Source organism: Nonomuraea sp. KM88 (assembly GCF_052245635.1).
Classification (GTDB): Bacteria; Actinomycetota; Actinomycetes; order Streptosporangiales; family Streptosporangiaceae; genus Nonomuraea.
In genome coordinates this window covers 329,505-343,228 of the sequence record NZ_JBQQCC010000004.1, presented here as the reverse complement: position 1 = coordinate 343,228, position 13,724 = coordinate 329,505, and the positions used below count along the sequence as shown (strand labels likewise).

Genomic DNA, 13,724 nt, shown 5'->3' with positions numbered 1-13,724 from the left:
TCTTGGGGAGACGTCGAGCCCGGATTTCGCCTGCCCTGCCACCAACAGGACGAGGCGGGAAGGATCGACAGTGTCTCCAACGGGGCCCTCACCAGGGCCAAGACGCGTTCGCCGCGGGTCAGCTTCCACCGGACCCACCGGGCGAGACCGGCCACAGCCGGATGCCCAGCCCGGCCTCCAACTGCGCGATGGTGGCCGCATCGGGCCAGCAACGCCCGGCGACCAGGTCATTGATGGTCTGCCGGTTCACGCCCGACAGCACCGCCAGGCGTCGGAAACTCAGCCCTTGGTCGGCGATCACCTCGGCCAAGGTGGCGGCGATCGCTTGGACGACGGCGGCGGCCACATGGCCGGACAGGTCCGCGTGGGGCCAGTTCTCCGGGTCCTCGGCCAGGTCCCGGGGCGAACGGGAACGCCCGCGTCCTCCGACCATGACAAAGCGCTCCTTTCGGTGGATGTCGTCGCACTGCGTAACGGCAGGTTGTCTTGCCGCTATGGATGGGGTGTGACCCTCGATGCGGAGACCTCGGCCACGATCACCGGCTACCGGCCGCAGAACCCCCAGCCGGAATGGGACCTTGTCGCCGGGCACGTGCGGATGCTGGTCGCCGCCAGCGCCGACCGATCTCCCTACCGGGTGCAACGGCTGCTCACCGCGACCACCCGACTGGCCGTGTGGTGCCACCGCTCCGGCCTGCCGGACGACCCGGAAGTGTGGCTGCGGCACGAGACGATCGACGCGTTCGTCCTGACCGGCTGCACCGACCTGGCCCCGAGCTCGGCGCAGACCTACCGCAGCTGGCTGCGGCACATGCGCGCCACGCTGGCCTGGCTGGAGCGCGGCGAGCAGGCGCCGCCGCCGATGAAAGCCCCCAAGAGGGTCAGCCCACCGTACTCGCCGGCCCAGCCCGGCCGCCTTCGCGGCTGGGCCGAACGCCTGCCCGGCCAGGCCAGAGGCGACGCGCTGGCGTTGATGGCCCTGGCCTTCGGCTGTGGTCTGACCTCCGGCGAGGTTGCCGCCGTCCGCACCGAGCATCTGCGCCGTCTGGACTCCGGCGCGGTCGTCGTCTCCGTCCCCGGCACGCAGCGGTTGATCGTCTGCCGCGCCGCCTGGGAGCACGTCCTGGCTGGTGCCCCCGGTCAGCCTGGCGGCCGGTTTGTGTTCCGGCCCGGGCGCGTCGCCCGGCACGCCAAGAACCTGTTCAGCTCCTGGACCGCCCGCCACACCCCGACCGGCGCCCTGCCCGCCTTGTCGGTGCGCCGGCTGCGCTCCTCCTGGATCGTCGAGTTGCTGAGCGCCCGCATCGATCTGGGCGTGGTGGCCGCCGCGGCCGGGATGAGCACCTCCGCACTGGCCCGCTACCAACATTTCGTCCCAGCCCTGGACCAGCCCACCGCGGTCGCGCTGCTGCGCGGCCGACCCGACGAACGGGCCGGTTGAGTACGGCGAAGCCACGCGCCTGGCCGCCGCGCACCACCCGAGCCCGTGCCACCCGCCCCCGGCCTCCCACCAAACAGACGGCACAGATCCCCGACTCCGTCACCAGCCACTACGCCCGGCTGGTGGACGACTCCGGCATCATGTCGTTGATCGATGCCGAGCTCGGCCCTCGCCCCGGACCGGCGGGAGTGCCTATCCGGGCGGCGCTCGTCTGTCTGCTGGTCTCGATCCATCACAGCGGCAAAGTCACCCTGGCCGAGGCCTGGCGGCTGGCCGCCTTCTGTCTGTCCCCGGCCGCCCGTGAGCATCTGGGACTGGACGCCGACCGGCCAGCTGCCGACGATCCGCACGCCTGCCTGGCCGACAGCCGATGCTTCTACCGCGCCTTCGACAGGCTCACCAGCCTGCTGGACCCGGTCCGGCACGACCGCCGCACCCGTCTGCCGCAGCACGAGGCCGACCTGTTCGCCATCGCCTGGGAAGACGACGATCCCGACCACACCCGCAAGCGGGACCTGCTGCAAGACATCGTCACCGCGCTCGTGCTCACCCCGGTCCGCTGGGCCAAAGGCCGCGGCTACCTGACCGACTTCCGCGGCGACGTCGGCATCGACACCACCGCCGTCCCGGTCTTCGCCCGCCCACCCCGAGCTCGCCGCTCCACCGGCGAGCTGATCGCCTCGACCGAGATCACCGCAGGCTGGCACCACTCGGCCGGGAACGACCCACCCGAGTACGGCTACTCGGCCACGCTCACCGTCGCCGCCCGCACCCACTCGGTTCTCGGCTCCTTCCCGCAGCTGGCACTCGGCCTGGTCCTGGACACGCCGAGCAAACGCATCGGTGCCAACGCCATCACCACCCTGAAGCCCCTGGCCCAACTCGGGTTTCCCACAGCGTTCGCCGTCGTCGACCGCGCCTACACCGACCAGCAACGCGTCCACTTCGCCCAACCCGCCCGCCAGCTCGGCTTTCGACTCGCCCTCGATTACAAGGTGGATCAGCGGGGAGTGCAGGGCAGCGTCCACGGCGCGCCGTGGACGCTGCTCATCGACGGCTCCCTGGCCTGCCCGCTGATGCCCGACCGGCTCGCTCACGCCACCACCGGCCTGGACGACGCCGCCATCCGCACCCCGTCGGAGGACCTCACCGCGTTGATCAGCGCGCGCGAGCCGTACTTGCTGCGCCTCAAACAGAGCCCGAACGCCAGCGGCACCGTCCGCTTCCAATGCCCGGCAGCAGGCACCTCCCCATCGCTGACCTGCCCCCGCTTCGCCCGCCTCCACCAGCGCGGCCCCAACCAGCCCATTGCCGTCGACCTGACCGATGCCCGGCAGCGCGCCGCCCACCCGTCGGCCAAACCCCGCGTCCTGCCCCCACGGCCCGACCTGAAGGCCGGCGAACTGCCGAAGATCTGCCGCCAGCACACCATCACCCTGCGCAAGGACGACCTCGGCCATCTCGACAAGTTCCGCCAAGACCTGCCCTACCTCAGTCCCGCCTGGATCGGGACCTACAAGTCCGTTCGCGCCAACACCGAGGGCCTCAACGGCAGAGTCAAGGGGCACGACCTCGACCTCGGCGACCCCAAGAACCGACTCGCCCACGGCCGCGTCGCCCAAACCATCCTGGCCGCGCTGATCGTCGCCGTCGCCAACGACCACTTCCTCGACCAGTGGCGCCACACCCAGCAGCCTCCAGACGAGCCCGACACCTCGCCCGATGTCCTCGAAATCCCAGCAGAGCAGGTCGACCGCATGCCGCTCCCGAGTCGGAGCAGGCCACCACCCATCCCATAAGCCGCAATTCAGATCACCCTGTCGCAGCACCCAGCCCAGCGTCAGCTTCGCCATGCCCAACGACGCAAACTCGGTCCTCGACCAGCGGCCTGACACCACCCGGACCTTCCCAGGCACCTGCTCCGCAGCTCCCAAACCAGGACGAACCCGATTCGGAAAACCCCTGAAACGACAAGAACCCGCCTGATCGTGATGATCAGACGGGACTCGTCAACCTCTGTCCGGCCGTTTCAAGAACGGCCCTGGGTGGAGATGAGGGGATTCGAACCCCTGACCCCTTCGATGCGAACGAAGTGCGCTACCGGACTGCGCTACATCCCCAAGGACTCGACCAGATTAGCAAACTCCGGAGGGTCCTCGCGCCACCGTTTCAGTCGCCCACCGCTCGCTTGGGCGGTTCGGCGTACTGATCGAACAGCACATCCGAGTGGTGCGAGGCGAGATCGATGATTTCGGCCTCCGCCTCCTCGACGACCCGCCGCTGCTCACGTGCCCGCCGCAGCCGCTCGGCGCGCGCCTGGCGGGCACGTTCGCGCCGTTCCCTGTCGACCTGTACGGCGATGCGGAGAAAGGCCATGTACGCCAGCATGATGACGACGGAGGGGGCGACCCCCCACCATGGGATCATCTTGACCGCTGCCGTGACGACCGAGGCCAGCACCAGCAGGGCGGTGAAGAAGAGGAGGCGGCGCCGGCGGGCCACGATGATGGCGCGGCGGCGGAGCCGGAACTGGCGGACGTCGACCTTCTCGACCTCCATCGGCACCGCCCCGTCGTCCTCGTCGGCGTCGGAGGGGTCGAGGTTGTCGAGGTCGGGCAGCTGGTGCTCGCCGGTGTAGTGCTCTTCGAGTTCGGCGAGTTCGGCGAGGTTGGTCTTGTCCCTGCGCAGCCACATCGGGATCAGGACGCAGAGCCACATCACGACGATGGCGAAGTAGAGGAGGATGCTCATGGGCACCTCCGGGCAGCACGAAGACGCGAGTGTGCTGGTTGCGTCTTCAATGTGCTCACGTCACGCACCGTAAGACCGCGTGTCACTAATTGACGAGCATTCGGTGCGGTGTGTCGCGAGATCGTCAAACCTCTTCGACGGGAGAACCGCCGTGAGTTGCCGACTCACGTGCACGACGCCACTGCACGAGAAGGCCGCCAGGAACGTCCTCGACGGTCAACGCGTAACAGATGTGGTCGCGCCAGGCTCCATCGATGTGGAGTTGGCGCCGCCGAATGCCTTCTTCCCGGAATCCGAGCTTCTCAACCACCCTGCGGCTGGCTTGGTTCTCGGGGCGGATGTTCGCTTCCAGCCGGTGCAGGCCGGTGGTGAAGAAGCAGTGGTCGACGGCCATGGCGAGCGCGGTGGGGGTGATGCCCTTGCCGGCCAGCGCGCCGTCGATCCAGTAGCCGACCTGGGCGGAGCGGGCGGATCCCCATACGATCGCGCCGACGGTGAGCTGCCCCGCGAAGCGCCCGTCGTACGTGACCACCCAGGGCAGCGCGAGCCCCTGCCTGGCCTCGCGGCGCAACGTGCCGACCATGGAGATGTAGGGGCCGAGACCGGTCCTGAACAGCGGCGTCTCCGGGTTGCTCGGCTCCCATGGACGCAGCCAGTCGGCATTGCGCAGCCGGGTCTCGCGCCACATGCGCACGTCGCTCAGCCGCAGCGGCCGCAGGCCGACCGGACCTTCCCTCAGAGTCGCCGGCCAGCCACGAAGTCGATCCACATTCTCATCATCCCCCTATCGGCCATGATGTCGCCACGGGGTCAGCGATCGAGGATGCGGATCGTGGTCAGCGCGGGTGATCGCCGCCCTGGATCTGGTCGACCGCGTGCCGCAGAATCGGCGCGAGTACGGCGATGCCGTCGCGTACGCCGCCGGAAGATCCTGGCAAATTTACGATCAAGGTTTTGCCCGCCTGTCCGGCCAATCCCCGGGATAGTACGGAAGTAGGCACTTTTTCGCGATTTGCCTGGCGAATAGCCTCGGCTATCCCTGGAACCTCCCGGCTGATCACTTTGGCCGTCATTTCGGGCGTCAGGTCGAGCGGCGTCAGACCGGTGCCGCCGGTCGTGACGATGACGTCGAAGCCTGCCGCCACGCCGTCGCGCAGCGCCCGCTCGACCGCCTCGCCGTCGGGCACCAGCACGGGGCCCTCGACGGTCTCGCAGCCGGCATCGCCGCGCAGCAGGTCGACCAGGATGGGGCCGGATTTGTCGGCATAAACCCCGGACGACGCCCGGTTCGACACGGTGATCACGAGAGCCCGGATCACGCCGGATCCCTCGTCCAGCGGCCGGTCTTCCCGCCCAGCTTCTCCTCCACCCGCACGTCGGTGATCACCGCGCCCGGATCGACGGCCTTGACCATGTCGATCAGCGCCAGCGCGGCCACCGAGACCGCCGTCAGCGCCTCCATCTCCACGCCGGTGCGGTCGGCCGTCTTGACCCGGCACGTGATCGCCACGCCCCAGTCTTCGACCTCCAGCGTGACCTTCACGCCGTGCAGCGCGATCGGATGGCAGAGCGGGATCAGGTCGGGGGTGCGTTTCGCCCCCATGATGCCCGCGATCCTGGCCACGCCCAGCGCGTCGCCCTTGGGCACCTCACCCGACCGCAGCAGCGCCACCGTCTCGGCCGTCAGCAGCACCCGGCCGCTCGCCGTGGCGGTGCGGGCCGAGACGTCCTTGGCGGAGACGTCGACCATGCGGGCGGCGCCGGTCTCGTCGATGTGGGTCAGCTCGCTCACAGCTTGATCACCTCCACCGTGGCGCCCGCAGCCACCTCGGTGACCTCCTCGGGAACCACGATCAGCGCGTCAGCCACCGCCAGGGCGGCAAGTTGGTGGGAGCCCTGCCCGTGCACCGGCGTCACCGTGCCGTCGGGCGCGAGCGCCCCACGCAGGAACGACCTCCGCCCGGACGGCGAGCGCAACGGACCCGCGGCCCTCGCGGTCACGAGCTCCGGCATGCCGCTGGGCAGGCCGCGCATCTTGTCGAGCGCCGGGCGTACGAACAGCACGAATGACACGAAGGACGACACCGGATTGCCCGGCAGAGCGAAGATCGGCACCTGGTCGTCCCCCAGGACGCCGAACCCCTGCGGCATCCCCGGCTGCATGGCCACCTTCTCGAACCGGACCGTCCCCAGCGGCGACAGGGCCTCCTTGACCGGTTCGTACGCACCCATCGAGACCCCGCCGCTCGTGATGATCGCGTCGGCGCGCACGAGGTGGGTGTCGAGCCGATCGAGCAGCTCGGCCGGATCGTCGGCGACCGAGCCCGCGCGGTAGCCTTCGGCGCCCGCCTCCCGCACGGCCGCCGTCAGGGTGTAGCTGTTGGACTCCCAGATCTGCCCGGTGGCCAGCGGCGACCCCGGCTCGACCAGCTCGGCGCCCGTGGAGAGGACCACGACCCTGGGCCGCGGCCGCGCCAGGACCCGGCGCCGCCCCACCCCGGCGATGATGCCGAGCTGCGCGGGGCGGATCACGGTGCCCGCCCCGAGCACCACGTCGCCTGCCTGGACGTCCTCTCCCGCCCGCCGGATCGCGTTGCCGGCCTCGGCGCGGCGGTCGATGCGCACGGAGACGGTGCCGCCGTCCGTCCATTCCACCGGCACCACGGTGTCGGCCCCGGCGGGCAGCGGCGCCCCGGTCATGATGCGTACGGCATGGCCGGGCCCGACGGCCCGCAACTCGGTCGACCCGGCCGCCACGTCGTCGATCACCGGCAACGTAACCGGAATTTCCGACAGATCCTCAGCGCGTACGGCGTACCCGTCCATGGCCGAGTTGTCGAACGGCGGCAGCGGCACGGGCGACGACACGTCCTCGGCCAGCGTCGCCCCCAGCACCTGCTCCAGGTCGAGCTCCAGGGGCGCCAGCGGACGCACAGTGGCCAGGATGTCGGCCAGATGCGCGTCAACCGATTTCATCGAGGAACTCCCGCAGCCACGGCACGAAATCCGGCGCCAGATCCTCCCGGTCCGCCGCGAACTTCACCACCGTCCGCAAATAGTCGAGCTTGTCGCCCGTGTCATAGCGCCGCCCTCTGAACAGCACGCCGTGCACGGGCCCGCCCTCCGAGGAGCCGCGCGCGGCGAGCGTGCGCAGCGCGTCGGTGAGCTGGATCTCGCCTCCGCGCCCCGGCGGCGTGTCCTCCAGCACCGTGAACACCGCGGGATCGATCACGTAGCGGCCGATGATCGCCCAGTTGGACGGCGCCTCGTCGGCCGGCGGCTTCTCCACCAGGTCGGTGACCCGCACGACGTCGTCCTCGGCGGTCGCCTCGATGGTCGCCACGCCGTACTGCGAGACCTGCTCCTTGGGCACCTCCATCAGCGCGATCACGCTTCCGCCGAACGTGTCGCGCACCTGGATCATGCGCTTGAGCAGCTGGTCGCGGTGGTCGATCAGGTCGTCGCCGAGCAGGCAGGCGAACGGGTGATCGCCCACGTGCTGCTTGGCGCAGAGCACCGCGTGGCCGAGACCCTTCGGCTCGCCCTGGCGCACGTAGTGGAGCGTCGCGAGCGAGGCGGGCTCGCGAACCTGGGACAGCCGATGCTCGTCGCCCTTGGCCTCAAGGGCCCCCTCCAGCTCGAACGCCCGGTCAAAGTGGTCCTCGATTGACCGTTTATTCTTGCCGGTGACCATGAGCACGTCGAGGAGCCCCGCCGAGGCGGCCTCTTCAACGACATACTGGATCGCGGGCTTGTCGACGATGGGCAACATCTCTTTCGGTGTCGCCTTGGTCGCCGGGAGAAACCGGGTGCCCAGACCCGCGGCGGGCACGACGGCTTTCGTCACAGGGTCGAAGTCAGCCATGAGTAGACCCTAGTGGAGGCACCTGTGGACAAGTTCAACCTGCGCCGCGAGCTTAACGCGGCGCGTAGTGCACTCTCCCCAGAGCAACTACGGGCAAACGCCGTCAAGGTCCGTGAAACCCTGCTCGAACAACCGTGGGTCCAGATGGCCGGTCTGGTGGCCTGCTACTGGTCAACGGGGTCGGAGCCGGATACGCACGGGCTGGTGTTCGCCCTGTGGAAACACGGCGCCACCGTGATCCTCCCGGTGCTTCGTGAGGACGACGACCTCGATTGGGCGGTCTATGACGGGCCCGGCACGCTCGCCCCCGGCCGCTTCGGCATCATGGAGCCCGTCGACACCCGCCGCGGCGTCGACGCCGTCCGCACCGCCGCCCTCGTGATCGTGCCCGCCCTGGCGGTGGACAGGAAGACGGGCGTACGCCTCGGCCGCGGCGGCGGCTCGTACGATCGAGCCCTGGCCAGAGTCGGTCCCAATGTCCCCACGGTCGCTCTTCTCCACGACGGGGAGTTGATCGACGATGTCCCGTCCGAACCACACGACCGCCACGTCCGCTATGCCATGACACCGTCAGGCCTTACTAGGCTTATGTGACCACAGGGATGAGAGGGGGCTGAATGACGCTCAATGTCTGGCTCCTTCTCGGAGCCGCGATCGTCATCGCCGCCATCGCATCCGTACGCCTCGCCCATCGCACCGGCCTGCCCAGCCTGCTGGTGTTCCTAGGCTTCGGCATCCTCCTGGGCGACTCCGGATTCGGCATCCCTTTCGACAGCCCTCAGGCGGCCCAGCAGATCGGCCTGACCGCGCTGGCGGTGATCCTGGCCGAGGGCGGGCTCACCACCAACTGGTCCCATGTGCGGCGGTCCGTCCCCATAGCCGTGGTGCTGGCGACCGTGGGCGTGGCGGTCAGCATCGTGGTGCTCGCGCTGATCGTCCAGGGCCTGCTCGGCATCGACCAGAACACCGCGCTGATCCTCGGCGCGGTGCTGGCCTCCACCGACGCGGCGGCCGTCTTCTCGGTGCTGCGCAGGCTGCCGCTGCCGCCCCGCCTGGCGGGCGTGCTGGAGGCGGAGTCCGGCTTCAACGACGCGCCCACCGTGATCGCCGTGGTGCTGCTCAGCGGGGCGGCGCACTCGTCTCCCAGCCTGGGAACGTTCCTGCTCGACACCACGATCGAGCTGCTCATCGGCGCGGCGGTCGGCCTCGCCGTCGGGCCCGCGGGCGCGTACGCGCTGCGCCGCGTCGCCCTGCCCGCCTCGGGCCTCTACCCGATCGCCGTGCTCGCGCTCACCTTCGTCTCGTACGGCGGCGCGGTGCTGCTGCACGGCTCGGGATTCCTGGCCGTCTACCTCACCGGGCTGATCCTGGGCAACTCACGGCTGCCCCACAGGGCGGCGACCAGGGGGTTCGCCGAGGGGGCGGCGTGGCTGGCGCAGATCGGGTTGTTCGTGATGCTGGGGCTGCTGGCCAGCCCGAAGGAGATGCCGTCGGCGATCATCCCCGGCCTGATCACCGGCACCGTCATGGTGCTCCTCGTGCGTCCGCTGTGCGTCATGGCGAGCTCGGTGGTCGCATGGGTGCTGCGGATGGGCTGGGTGAGCTGGCGCGACCAGGCGTTCCTGTCGTGGGCGGGGCTGCGCGGCGCGATCCCGATCGTGCTCGCGACCATCCCCTGGGCCTCAGGTGTCGAGGGCTCCAAAGAGATCTTCAACCAGGTCTTCGTGATCGTCATCGTGTTCACCCTGCTCCAGGGGCCGACTCTGCCGTTCGTCGCCCGGCGGCTCAAGGTGACCGCACCGGCCGAGGCGCACGACCTGTCGGTGGAGTCGGCGCCGCTGGAGGAGCTCCAGGCCGACCTGCTGCAGATCACCGTGCCACCGGGCTCGCGACTGCACGGTGTGGAGATCTTCGAGCTGCGCCTGCCCGCCGGAGCCGCCGTGACGCTGATCGTGCGTGACGGCAAGTCGTTCGTGCCCGCCACCACCACCAGGATCAGGGTGAACGACCAGCTCCTGGTCGTCGCCACCGCCTCCTGCCGCGACCAGGTCGAACGCCGCATCCGCGCCGTGAGCCGCAGCGGGAAGCTGGCGGGCTGGTACGGCGAGCGGGGGCTGGAATAGGTGATTGACGGCATCGGTTAGCATTAGCAGTCGCATCCCTCGAGTGCCAAACCTGAAGGAGAAGCGCGTGCCGACCTACCAGTACGCCTGCAACGACTGCGGTGAGCAGCTCGAGGTCGTCCAGAAGTTCACCGACGACGCCTTGACGGTCTGCCCGAGCTGCGAAGGAAACCTGCGCAAGGTCTTCTCCGCCGTCGGCATCGTGTTCAAGGGCTCGGGGTTCTACAAGACCGACAGCCGCTCGTCGACCTCTGGCGCCTCGACCTCCTCCGCAGCGTCCTCGTCGTCGTCGACGAAGCCGGCCGACTCCTCGTCGAAGTCCTCGGAGAGCAAGTCGGGCGACTCCGGCTCCTCAGCCCCGGCTCCCGCGCCGGCCGCCGCCTCCAACTGACCGCGCCGTTCTCCTGGACGGGTCCGCCCGGGCCCTCGGCATGCTCCGGCCGCGCCCGCGGTTCCAACCCGTGCGGCGGCCGTACGAGTCGCGGGTCGGGCCCTCTGCCGGCGACCAGCCGACAGAGTCCGTCCCGCGCGCCGTTCTGGCCCGTGCGTTGCGCGCGCAGCGGCCCGTCCGCGTGCCTGTGCGGGGCGTCCCCCCGTTATCCACAGAACCGCATTCTGCTCCCCACCGCCCTTCCCCGCTCCGGATACTCTCTGCGCCATGGTCACTCGCGCAGACATCGGCGTCATCGGCGGTTCGGGCTTCTACTCCCTCCTCGACGACGCGGAGGAGATCGAGCTCTCCACCCCCTACGGATCGCCCAGCGATGTCGTCACGGTCGGGCGCATCGGCGCGCGTTCCGTGGCGTTCATCCCCCGGCACGGCCGCAACCACCGTTTCCCGCCACACCGCATCCCCTACCGCGCCAACCTCTGGGCGCTGCGTTCGCTCGGCGTCCGGCAGGTGCTCGCGCCCAGCGCCGTGGGCTCGCTGAAAGCCGAATACGGCCCTGGCACCCTGGTCGTCCCCGACCAGCTCGTCGACCGCACCTCAGGCCGCGTCCAGACCTATTACGACACCGACGGCGCCGTCCACGTCTCCTTCGCCGACCCCTACTGCCCGTCCGGCCGGGCCGTGGCCGTGCGGTCCGCCAGAGCCGGCGCCTGGGAGACCGTCGACGGCGGCACGCTGGTGGTGATCGAGGGCCCGCGGTTCTCCACACGGGCCGAGTCGCGGTGGTTCGCGTCCAACGGCTGGTCGATCGTCGGCATGACCGGCCACCCCGAGGCGATCCTGGCCCGCGAGCTGGCCCTCTGCTACACCTCGCTGTCCCTGGTCACCGACCACGACGCCGGGGTGGAGACCGGCCAGGGCGTCACCCACGACGAGGTGCTCAAGTTCTTCGCCCAAAACGTCGCCCGCATGCGCACCCTCGTGACCGAGACCGTCCAGGCGCTTCCCGAAGAGCGCACCTGCCCGTGCCCCACCGCCCTCGACGGCATCGACCACCCCTTCGAGCTGCCGTGATCCGGGCCTGGCTGAGCCGCTACGGCCGTCGCCGCCGTCTCATCGCGGCGGCGCTGGCCGCCGTCGCGGTCCTGTCCGCCTACCTCGCCACTCGCCCCGCCTCCGGCCCCGCGGTCCTGGTGGCGGCCCGCGACCTGTCCCCAGGCCCGCTCGACCCCGACGACTTCGACCCCGTCCCGCTCGCCCACCCTCCGTCAGGAGCGGTGCGCACCGCACAGACGGGCCAGATCCTCGCGACCCCCATGCGCAAGGGCGAGCCGCTGACCGACGTCCGCCTCCTCCACTCGTTCCGCCTGCCGCCCGGCATGGTCGCCGCCCCCGTGCGCATAGCCGACGCCGCGGCGGTCGAGCTCATCTCCCCCGGCTCCACCATCGGCGTGCTGGCGTCCTGGCAGGAAGGCCGGCCGGCCAGCCAGATCGCGTCGGAGCTGACGGTCCTGACCATCCCGGCGGCCCCGAGAGACTCCGGCGACGACAACGGCGCCCTGATCGTGCTCGCGACCACCCCCACCCAGGCGGCAGAGCTGGCCGCCGCCCAGGCCGGCGGCCGTCTTTCGATCATCATCAATCCGGGCGGCGGCCCGTGAGCGTGCGACTACCATCCCTCTGCATGAGTGGATTCAAGAAGTTCCTCATGCAGGGGAACGTCATCGACCTGGCGGTGGCCGTCGTCATCGGGGCGGCCTTCAACTCGATCGTGCAGTCGTTCGTGAAAGACCTGCTCACACCGCTGATCTCGGCGTTCGGCGGCCTGCCCGACTTCTCGTCGCTGAGGGTCACGGTCGGACGGTCCGACTTCATGTACGGCAACTTCATCAACGCGGTGGTGTCGTTCCTGATCGTCGCCGGCGTGGTCTACTTCCTCGTCGTCAAGCCCTACGCCCACGTCAAGGACCGTCTGACCGCCAGGGTCGAGGCGACGACCCGCGACTGCCCCGAATGCCTGTCAGAGATCCCCAAGGCCGCGTCCCGCTGCGCCTTCTGCAGCGCGCAGGTGGTCACCGTCTAGAGTGCCGAGTCGATGTCGGGATCATATTCCCAGTGCCACGGCTCGAACGGATTGCTGTAGGCCCAGGATGGGTGGAACCACCCATACCTCTTGGAGTTCTTCTCCATCCAGACAAACTCCGCCGACCCCGACCGCTCCACCCCGCCACACAGGTCGACGGCCAGCCCGAGCCCGTGGTTGCTCCGCCCCGGCACGGCGGCGAACCCCGGCCGCCGGTAATAGACGGACTGCTGCTCGCCGAGGCTGCGATAGGCATCGGTCACGCACATCGACTTACCGAACTGCTTGCGATAGGCCTCGTTCAGGCTCACGAACGCGATGGTGGCGTCGGCCCTCAGACTGTGCCCCTTCTGCTGCAACGGGCACAACATGCCCTTGGGGATCAGCCCGTTGGGATAGTCATCGGCCGTCGCCGCCCGCAGCGGATTGCACCCCAGCGCGTCCCGCCCCACCTTGTCAATCTTGATGCCCAGCTTGACCAGCGCCGCCGTCAGCGACTTCACGATCTTGTCCGACCGCTTCCGCAACGTGTCCACCTCGGCCGCTATCTGCGCCTCGGCCAGCAGGTTGCCGGCCCGCAGTTCCTGCGCCTCGGCGGCCAGCCGCTCGGCCTCCTTGTAGAGCACGCTGGTCTGCTCGACCGCCTGCTGCCGCATGCTCACCATGTGGGTCGCGTCCGTCAGTGCCCGCAGCTTCCGCTGGTCCGACCCACCGGACAGGAACGGAAGCACCCCATCCGCCGCGACCGGCTGCTCGTACATCAACTCGACCATCTCGGCCACGGGCCTGCGCATCACCGCGAGCCGCCCTTCCATCTCCTGCAGGGCGGTGAGCTTGGTCTTCAGCTCCTTCTCGGAGGCGGCGATCTGCGACCGGCGTTTCTCGAGCGCCTTGGTGGCGTCCTCGAGTTCCTTGGCCGACTTCTCGGCTTCTTTGCGCAGCGCGGTCAGGCCGGCGGGATCACGCGGCTCCCGTTCCAGAGCTTGAGCCTGCGCGGACGGCGTAACAAGAGAAGCCATGGCCATGACGACCGCGATCAGACCCGCTGACCGAGGGGCTGGCACGTTCGA

16 protein-coding genes and 1 tRNA gene are annotated in these 13,724 nt (G+C 69.6%); 8 read left to right on the top strand and 9 right to left on the bottom strand.

From position 1 onward, the window contains the following. Window positions 1-118: 118 nt before the first annotated feature. Complete coding sequence (locus ACTWPV_RS14980) at window positions 119-433, bottom strand: helix-turn-helix domain-containing protein (RefSeq protein WP_443152213.1); 315 nt, start codon at window positions 431-433, stop codon at window positions 119-121. Window positions 434-505: 72 nt separating this feature from the next. Here ACTWPV_RS14980 and ACTWPV_RS14975 point away from each other — a divergent pair, with 72 nt between their 5' ends. Next, window positions 506-1,441: a hypothetical protein gene (locus ACTWPV_RS14975; RefSeq protein WP_443152212.1), complete on the top strand. Its 936-nt coding sequence runs from the start codon at window positions 506-508 to the stop codon at window positions 1,439-1,441. Continuing rightward, the gene (locus tag ACTWPV_RS14970) at window positions 1,438-3,240 is read left to right on the top strand and encodes a hypothetical protein (protein WP_443152211.1); all 1,803 of its coding nucleotides are present in this window, start codon (window positions 1,438-1,440) and stop codon (window positions 3,238-3,240) included. The genes ACTWPV_RS14975 and ACTWPV_RS14970 overlap by 4 nt, the downstream gene beginning before the upstream one ends. A gap of 247 nt (window positions 3,241-3,487) precedes the next feature. On the opposite strand, the gene ACTWPV_RS14965 is transcribed toward ACTWPV_RS14970, so the two are convergent. The 7 genes from ACTWPV_RS14965 to galU all read right to left on the bottom strand — a co-directional run bounded on the left by ACTWPV_RS14965 (window position 3,488) and on the right by galU (window position 8,057). Continuing rightward, a tRNA-Ala gene (locus ACTWPV_RS14965) sits at window positions 3,488-3,561 on the bottom strand. A gap of 49 nt (window positions 3,562-3,610) precedes the next feature. Continuing rightward, the gene (gene sepX, locus ACTWPV_RS14960; RefSeq protein WP_347645855.1) at window positions 3,611-4,192 is read right to left on the bottom strand and encodes a divisome protein SepX/GlpR; all 582 of its coding nucleotides are present in this window, start codon (window positions 4,190-4,192) and stop codon (window positions 3,611-3,613) included. Between the two features lie 124 nt (window positions 4,193-4,316). Beyond that, the gene (locus ACTWPV_RS14955) at window positions 4,317-4,961 is read right to left on the bottom strand and encodes a GNAT family N-acetyltransferase (protein ID WP_347645854.1); all 645 of its coding nucleotides are present in this window, start codon (window positions 4,959-4,961) and stop codon (window positions 4,317-4,319) included. Between the two features lie 67 nt (window positions 4,962-5,028). Further along, entirely contained in the window at window positions 5,029-5,511 is a 483-nt protein-coding gene (locus ACTWPV_RS14950) for a MogA/MoaB family molybdenum cofactor biosynthesis protein (protein ID WP_443152210.1), read from the bottom strand. Then, window positions 5,508-5,984 (bottom strand): cyclic pyranopterin monophosphate synthase MoaC, encoded by a 477-nt coding sequence (gene moaC, locus ACTWPV_RS14945; RefSeq protein WP_132519471.1) that lies wholly within the window; start codon window positions 5,982-5,984, stop codon window positions 5,508-5,510. The genes ACTWPV_RS14950 and moaC overlap by 4 nt, the downstream gene beginning before the upstream one ends. Then, window positions 5,981-7,168 (bottom strand): molybdotransferase-like divisome protein Glp, encoded by a 1,188-nt coding sequence (gene glp / locus ACTWPV_RS14940; RefSeq protein ID WP_443152209.1) that lies wholly within the window; start codon window positions 7,166-7,168, stop codon window positions 5,981-5,983. The genes moaC and glp overlap by 4 nt, the downstream gene beginning before the upstream one ends. Beyond that, window positions 7,155-8,057: a UTP--glucose-1-phosphate uridylyltransferase GalU gene (galU, locus tag ACTWPV_RS14935; protein ID WP_347645850.1), complete on the bottom strand. Its 903-nt coding sequence runs from the start codon at window positions 8,055-8,057 to the stop codon at window positions 7,155-7,157. The genes glp and galU overlap by 14 nt, the downstream gene beginning before the upstream one ends. A gap of 24 nt (window positions 8,058-8,081) precedes the next feature. Here galU and ACTWPV_RS14930 point away from each other — a divergent pair, with 24 nt between their 5' ends. From ACTWPV_RS14930 to mscL, 6 genes are all read left to right on the top strand, one after another. Beyond that, the gene (locus tag ACTWPV_RS14930; RefSeq protein ID WP_443152208.1) at window positions 8,082-8,651 is read left to right on the top strand and encodes a 5-formyltetrahydrofolate cyclo-ligase; all 570 of its coding nucleotides are present in this window, start codon (window positions 8,082-8,084) and stop codon (window positions 8,649-8,651) included. Between the two features lie 23 nt (window positions 8,652-8,674). Continuing rightward, on the top strand, window positions 8,675-10,180 hold the full coding sequence (locus tag ACTWPV_RS14925; RefSeq protein ID WP_443152207.1) for a potassium/proton antiporter: 1,506 nt from the start codon (window positions 8,675-8,677) through the stop codon (window positions 10,178-10,180). 67 nt (window positions 10,181-10,247) lie between these two features. Then, window positions 10,248-10,571 (top strand): FmdB family zinc ribbon protein, encoded by a 324-nt coding sequence (locus ACTWPV_RS14920; RefSeq protein WP_347645847.1) that lies wholly within the window; start codon window positions 10,248-10,250, stop codon window positions 10,569-10,571. A gap of 267 nt (window positions 10,572-10,838) precedes the next feature. Continuing rightward, window positions 10,839-11,645, top strand: a complete 807-nt coding sequence (locus ACTWPV_RS14915; RefSeq protein ID WP_347645846.1) for an S-methyl-5'-thioadenosine phosphorylase — start codon at window positions 10,839-10,841, stop codon at window positions 11,643-11,645. Next, on the top strand, window positions 11,642-12,232 hold the full coding sequence (locus ACTWPV_RS14910) for an RcpC/CpaB family pilus assembly protein (RefSeq protein WP_443152206.1): 591 nt from the start codon (window positions 11,642-11,644) through the stop codon (window positions 12,230-12,232). The genes ACTWPV_RS14915 and ACTWPV_RS14910 overlap by 4 nt, the downstream gene beginning before the upstream one ends. Before the next feature lie 23 nt (window positions 12,233-12,255). Continuing rightward, the gene (gene mscL / locus ACTWPV_RS14905; protein ID WP_443152205.1) at window positions 12,256-12,654 is read left to right on the top strand and encodes a large conductance mechanosensitive channel protein MscL; all 399 of its coding nucleotides are present in this window, start codon (window positions 12,256-12,258) and stop codon (window positions 12,652-12,654) included. Here the strand turns inward: mscL and ACTWPV_RS14900 are convergent. Further along, window positions 12,651-13,718, bottom strand: a complete 1,068-nt coding sequence (locus tag ACTWPV_RS14900; RefSeq protein WP_443152204.1) for a D-alanyl-D-alanine carboxypeptidase family protein — start codon at window positions 13,716-13,718, stop codon at window positions 12,651-12,653. The genes mscL and ACTWPV_RS14900 overlap by 4 nt on opposite strands. Window positions 13,719-13,724: the final 6 nt, after the last annotated feature.

Coding starts and splice junctions, on each gene's coding strand:
- ACTWPV_RS14980 (WP_443152213.1), bottom strand. CDS start 433: ATGGTCGGAGGACGCGGGCGTTCCCGTTCGCCCCGGGACCTGGCCGAG.
- sepX (WP_347645855.1), bottom strand. CDS start 4,192: ATGAGCATCCTCCTCTACTTCGCCATCGTCGTGATGTGGCTCTGCGTC.
- glp (WP_443152209.1), bottom strand. CDS start 7,168: ATGAAATCGGTTGACGCGCATCTGGCCGACATCCTGGCCACTGTGCGT.
- galU (WP_347645850.1), bottom strand. CDS start 8,057: ATGGCTGACTTCGACCCTGTGACGAAAGCCGTCGTGCCCGCCGCGGGT.
- ACTWPV_RS14925 (WP_443152207.1), top strand. CDS start 8,675: ATGACGCTCAATGTCTGGCTCCTTCTCGGAGCCGCGATCGTCATCGCC.
- ACTWPV_RS14915 (WP_347645846.1), top strand. CDS start 10,839: ATGGTCACTCGCGCAGACATCGGCGTCATCGGCGGTTCGGGCTTCTAC.
- mscL (WP_443152205.1), top strand. CDS start 12,256: ATGAGTGGATTCAAGAAGTTCCTCATGCAGGGGAACGTCATCGACCTG.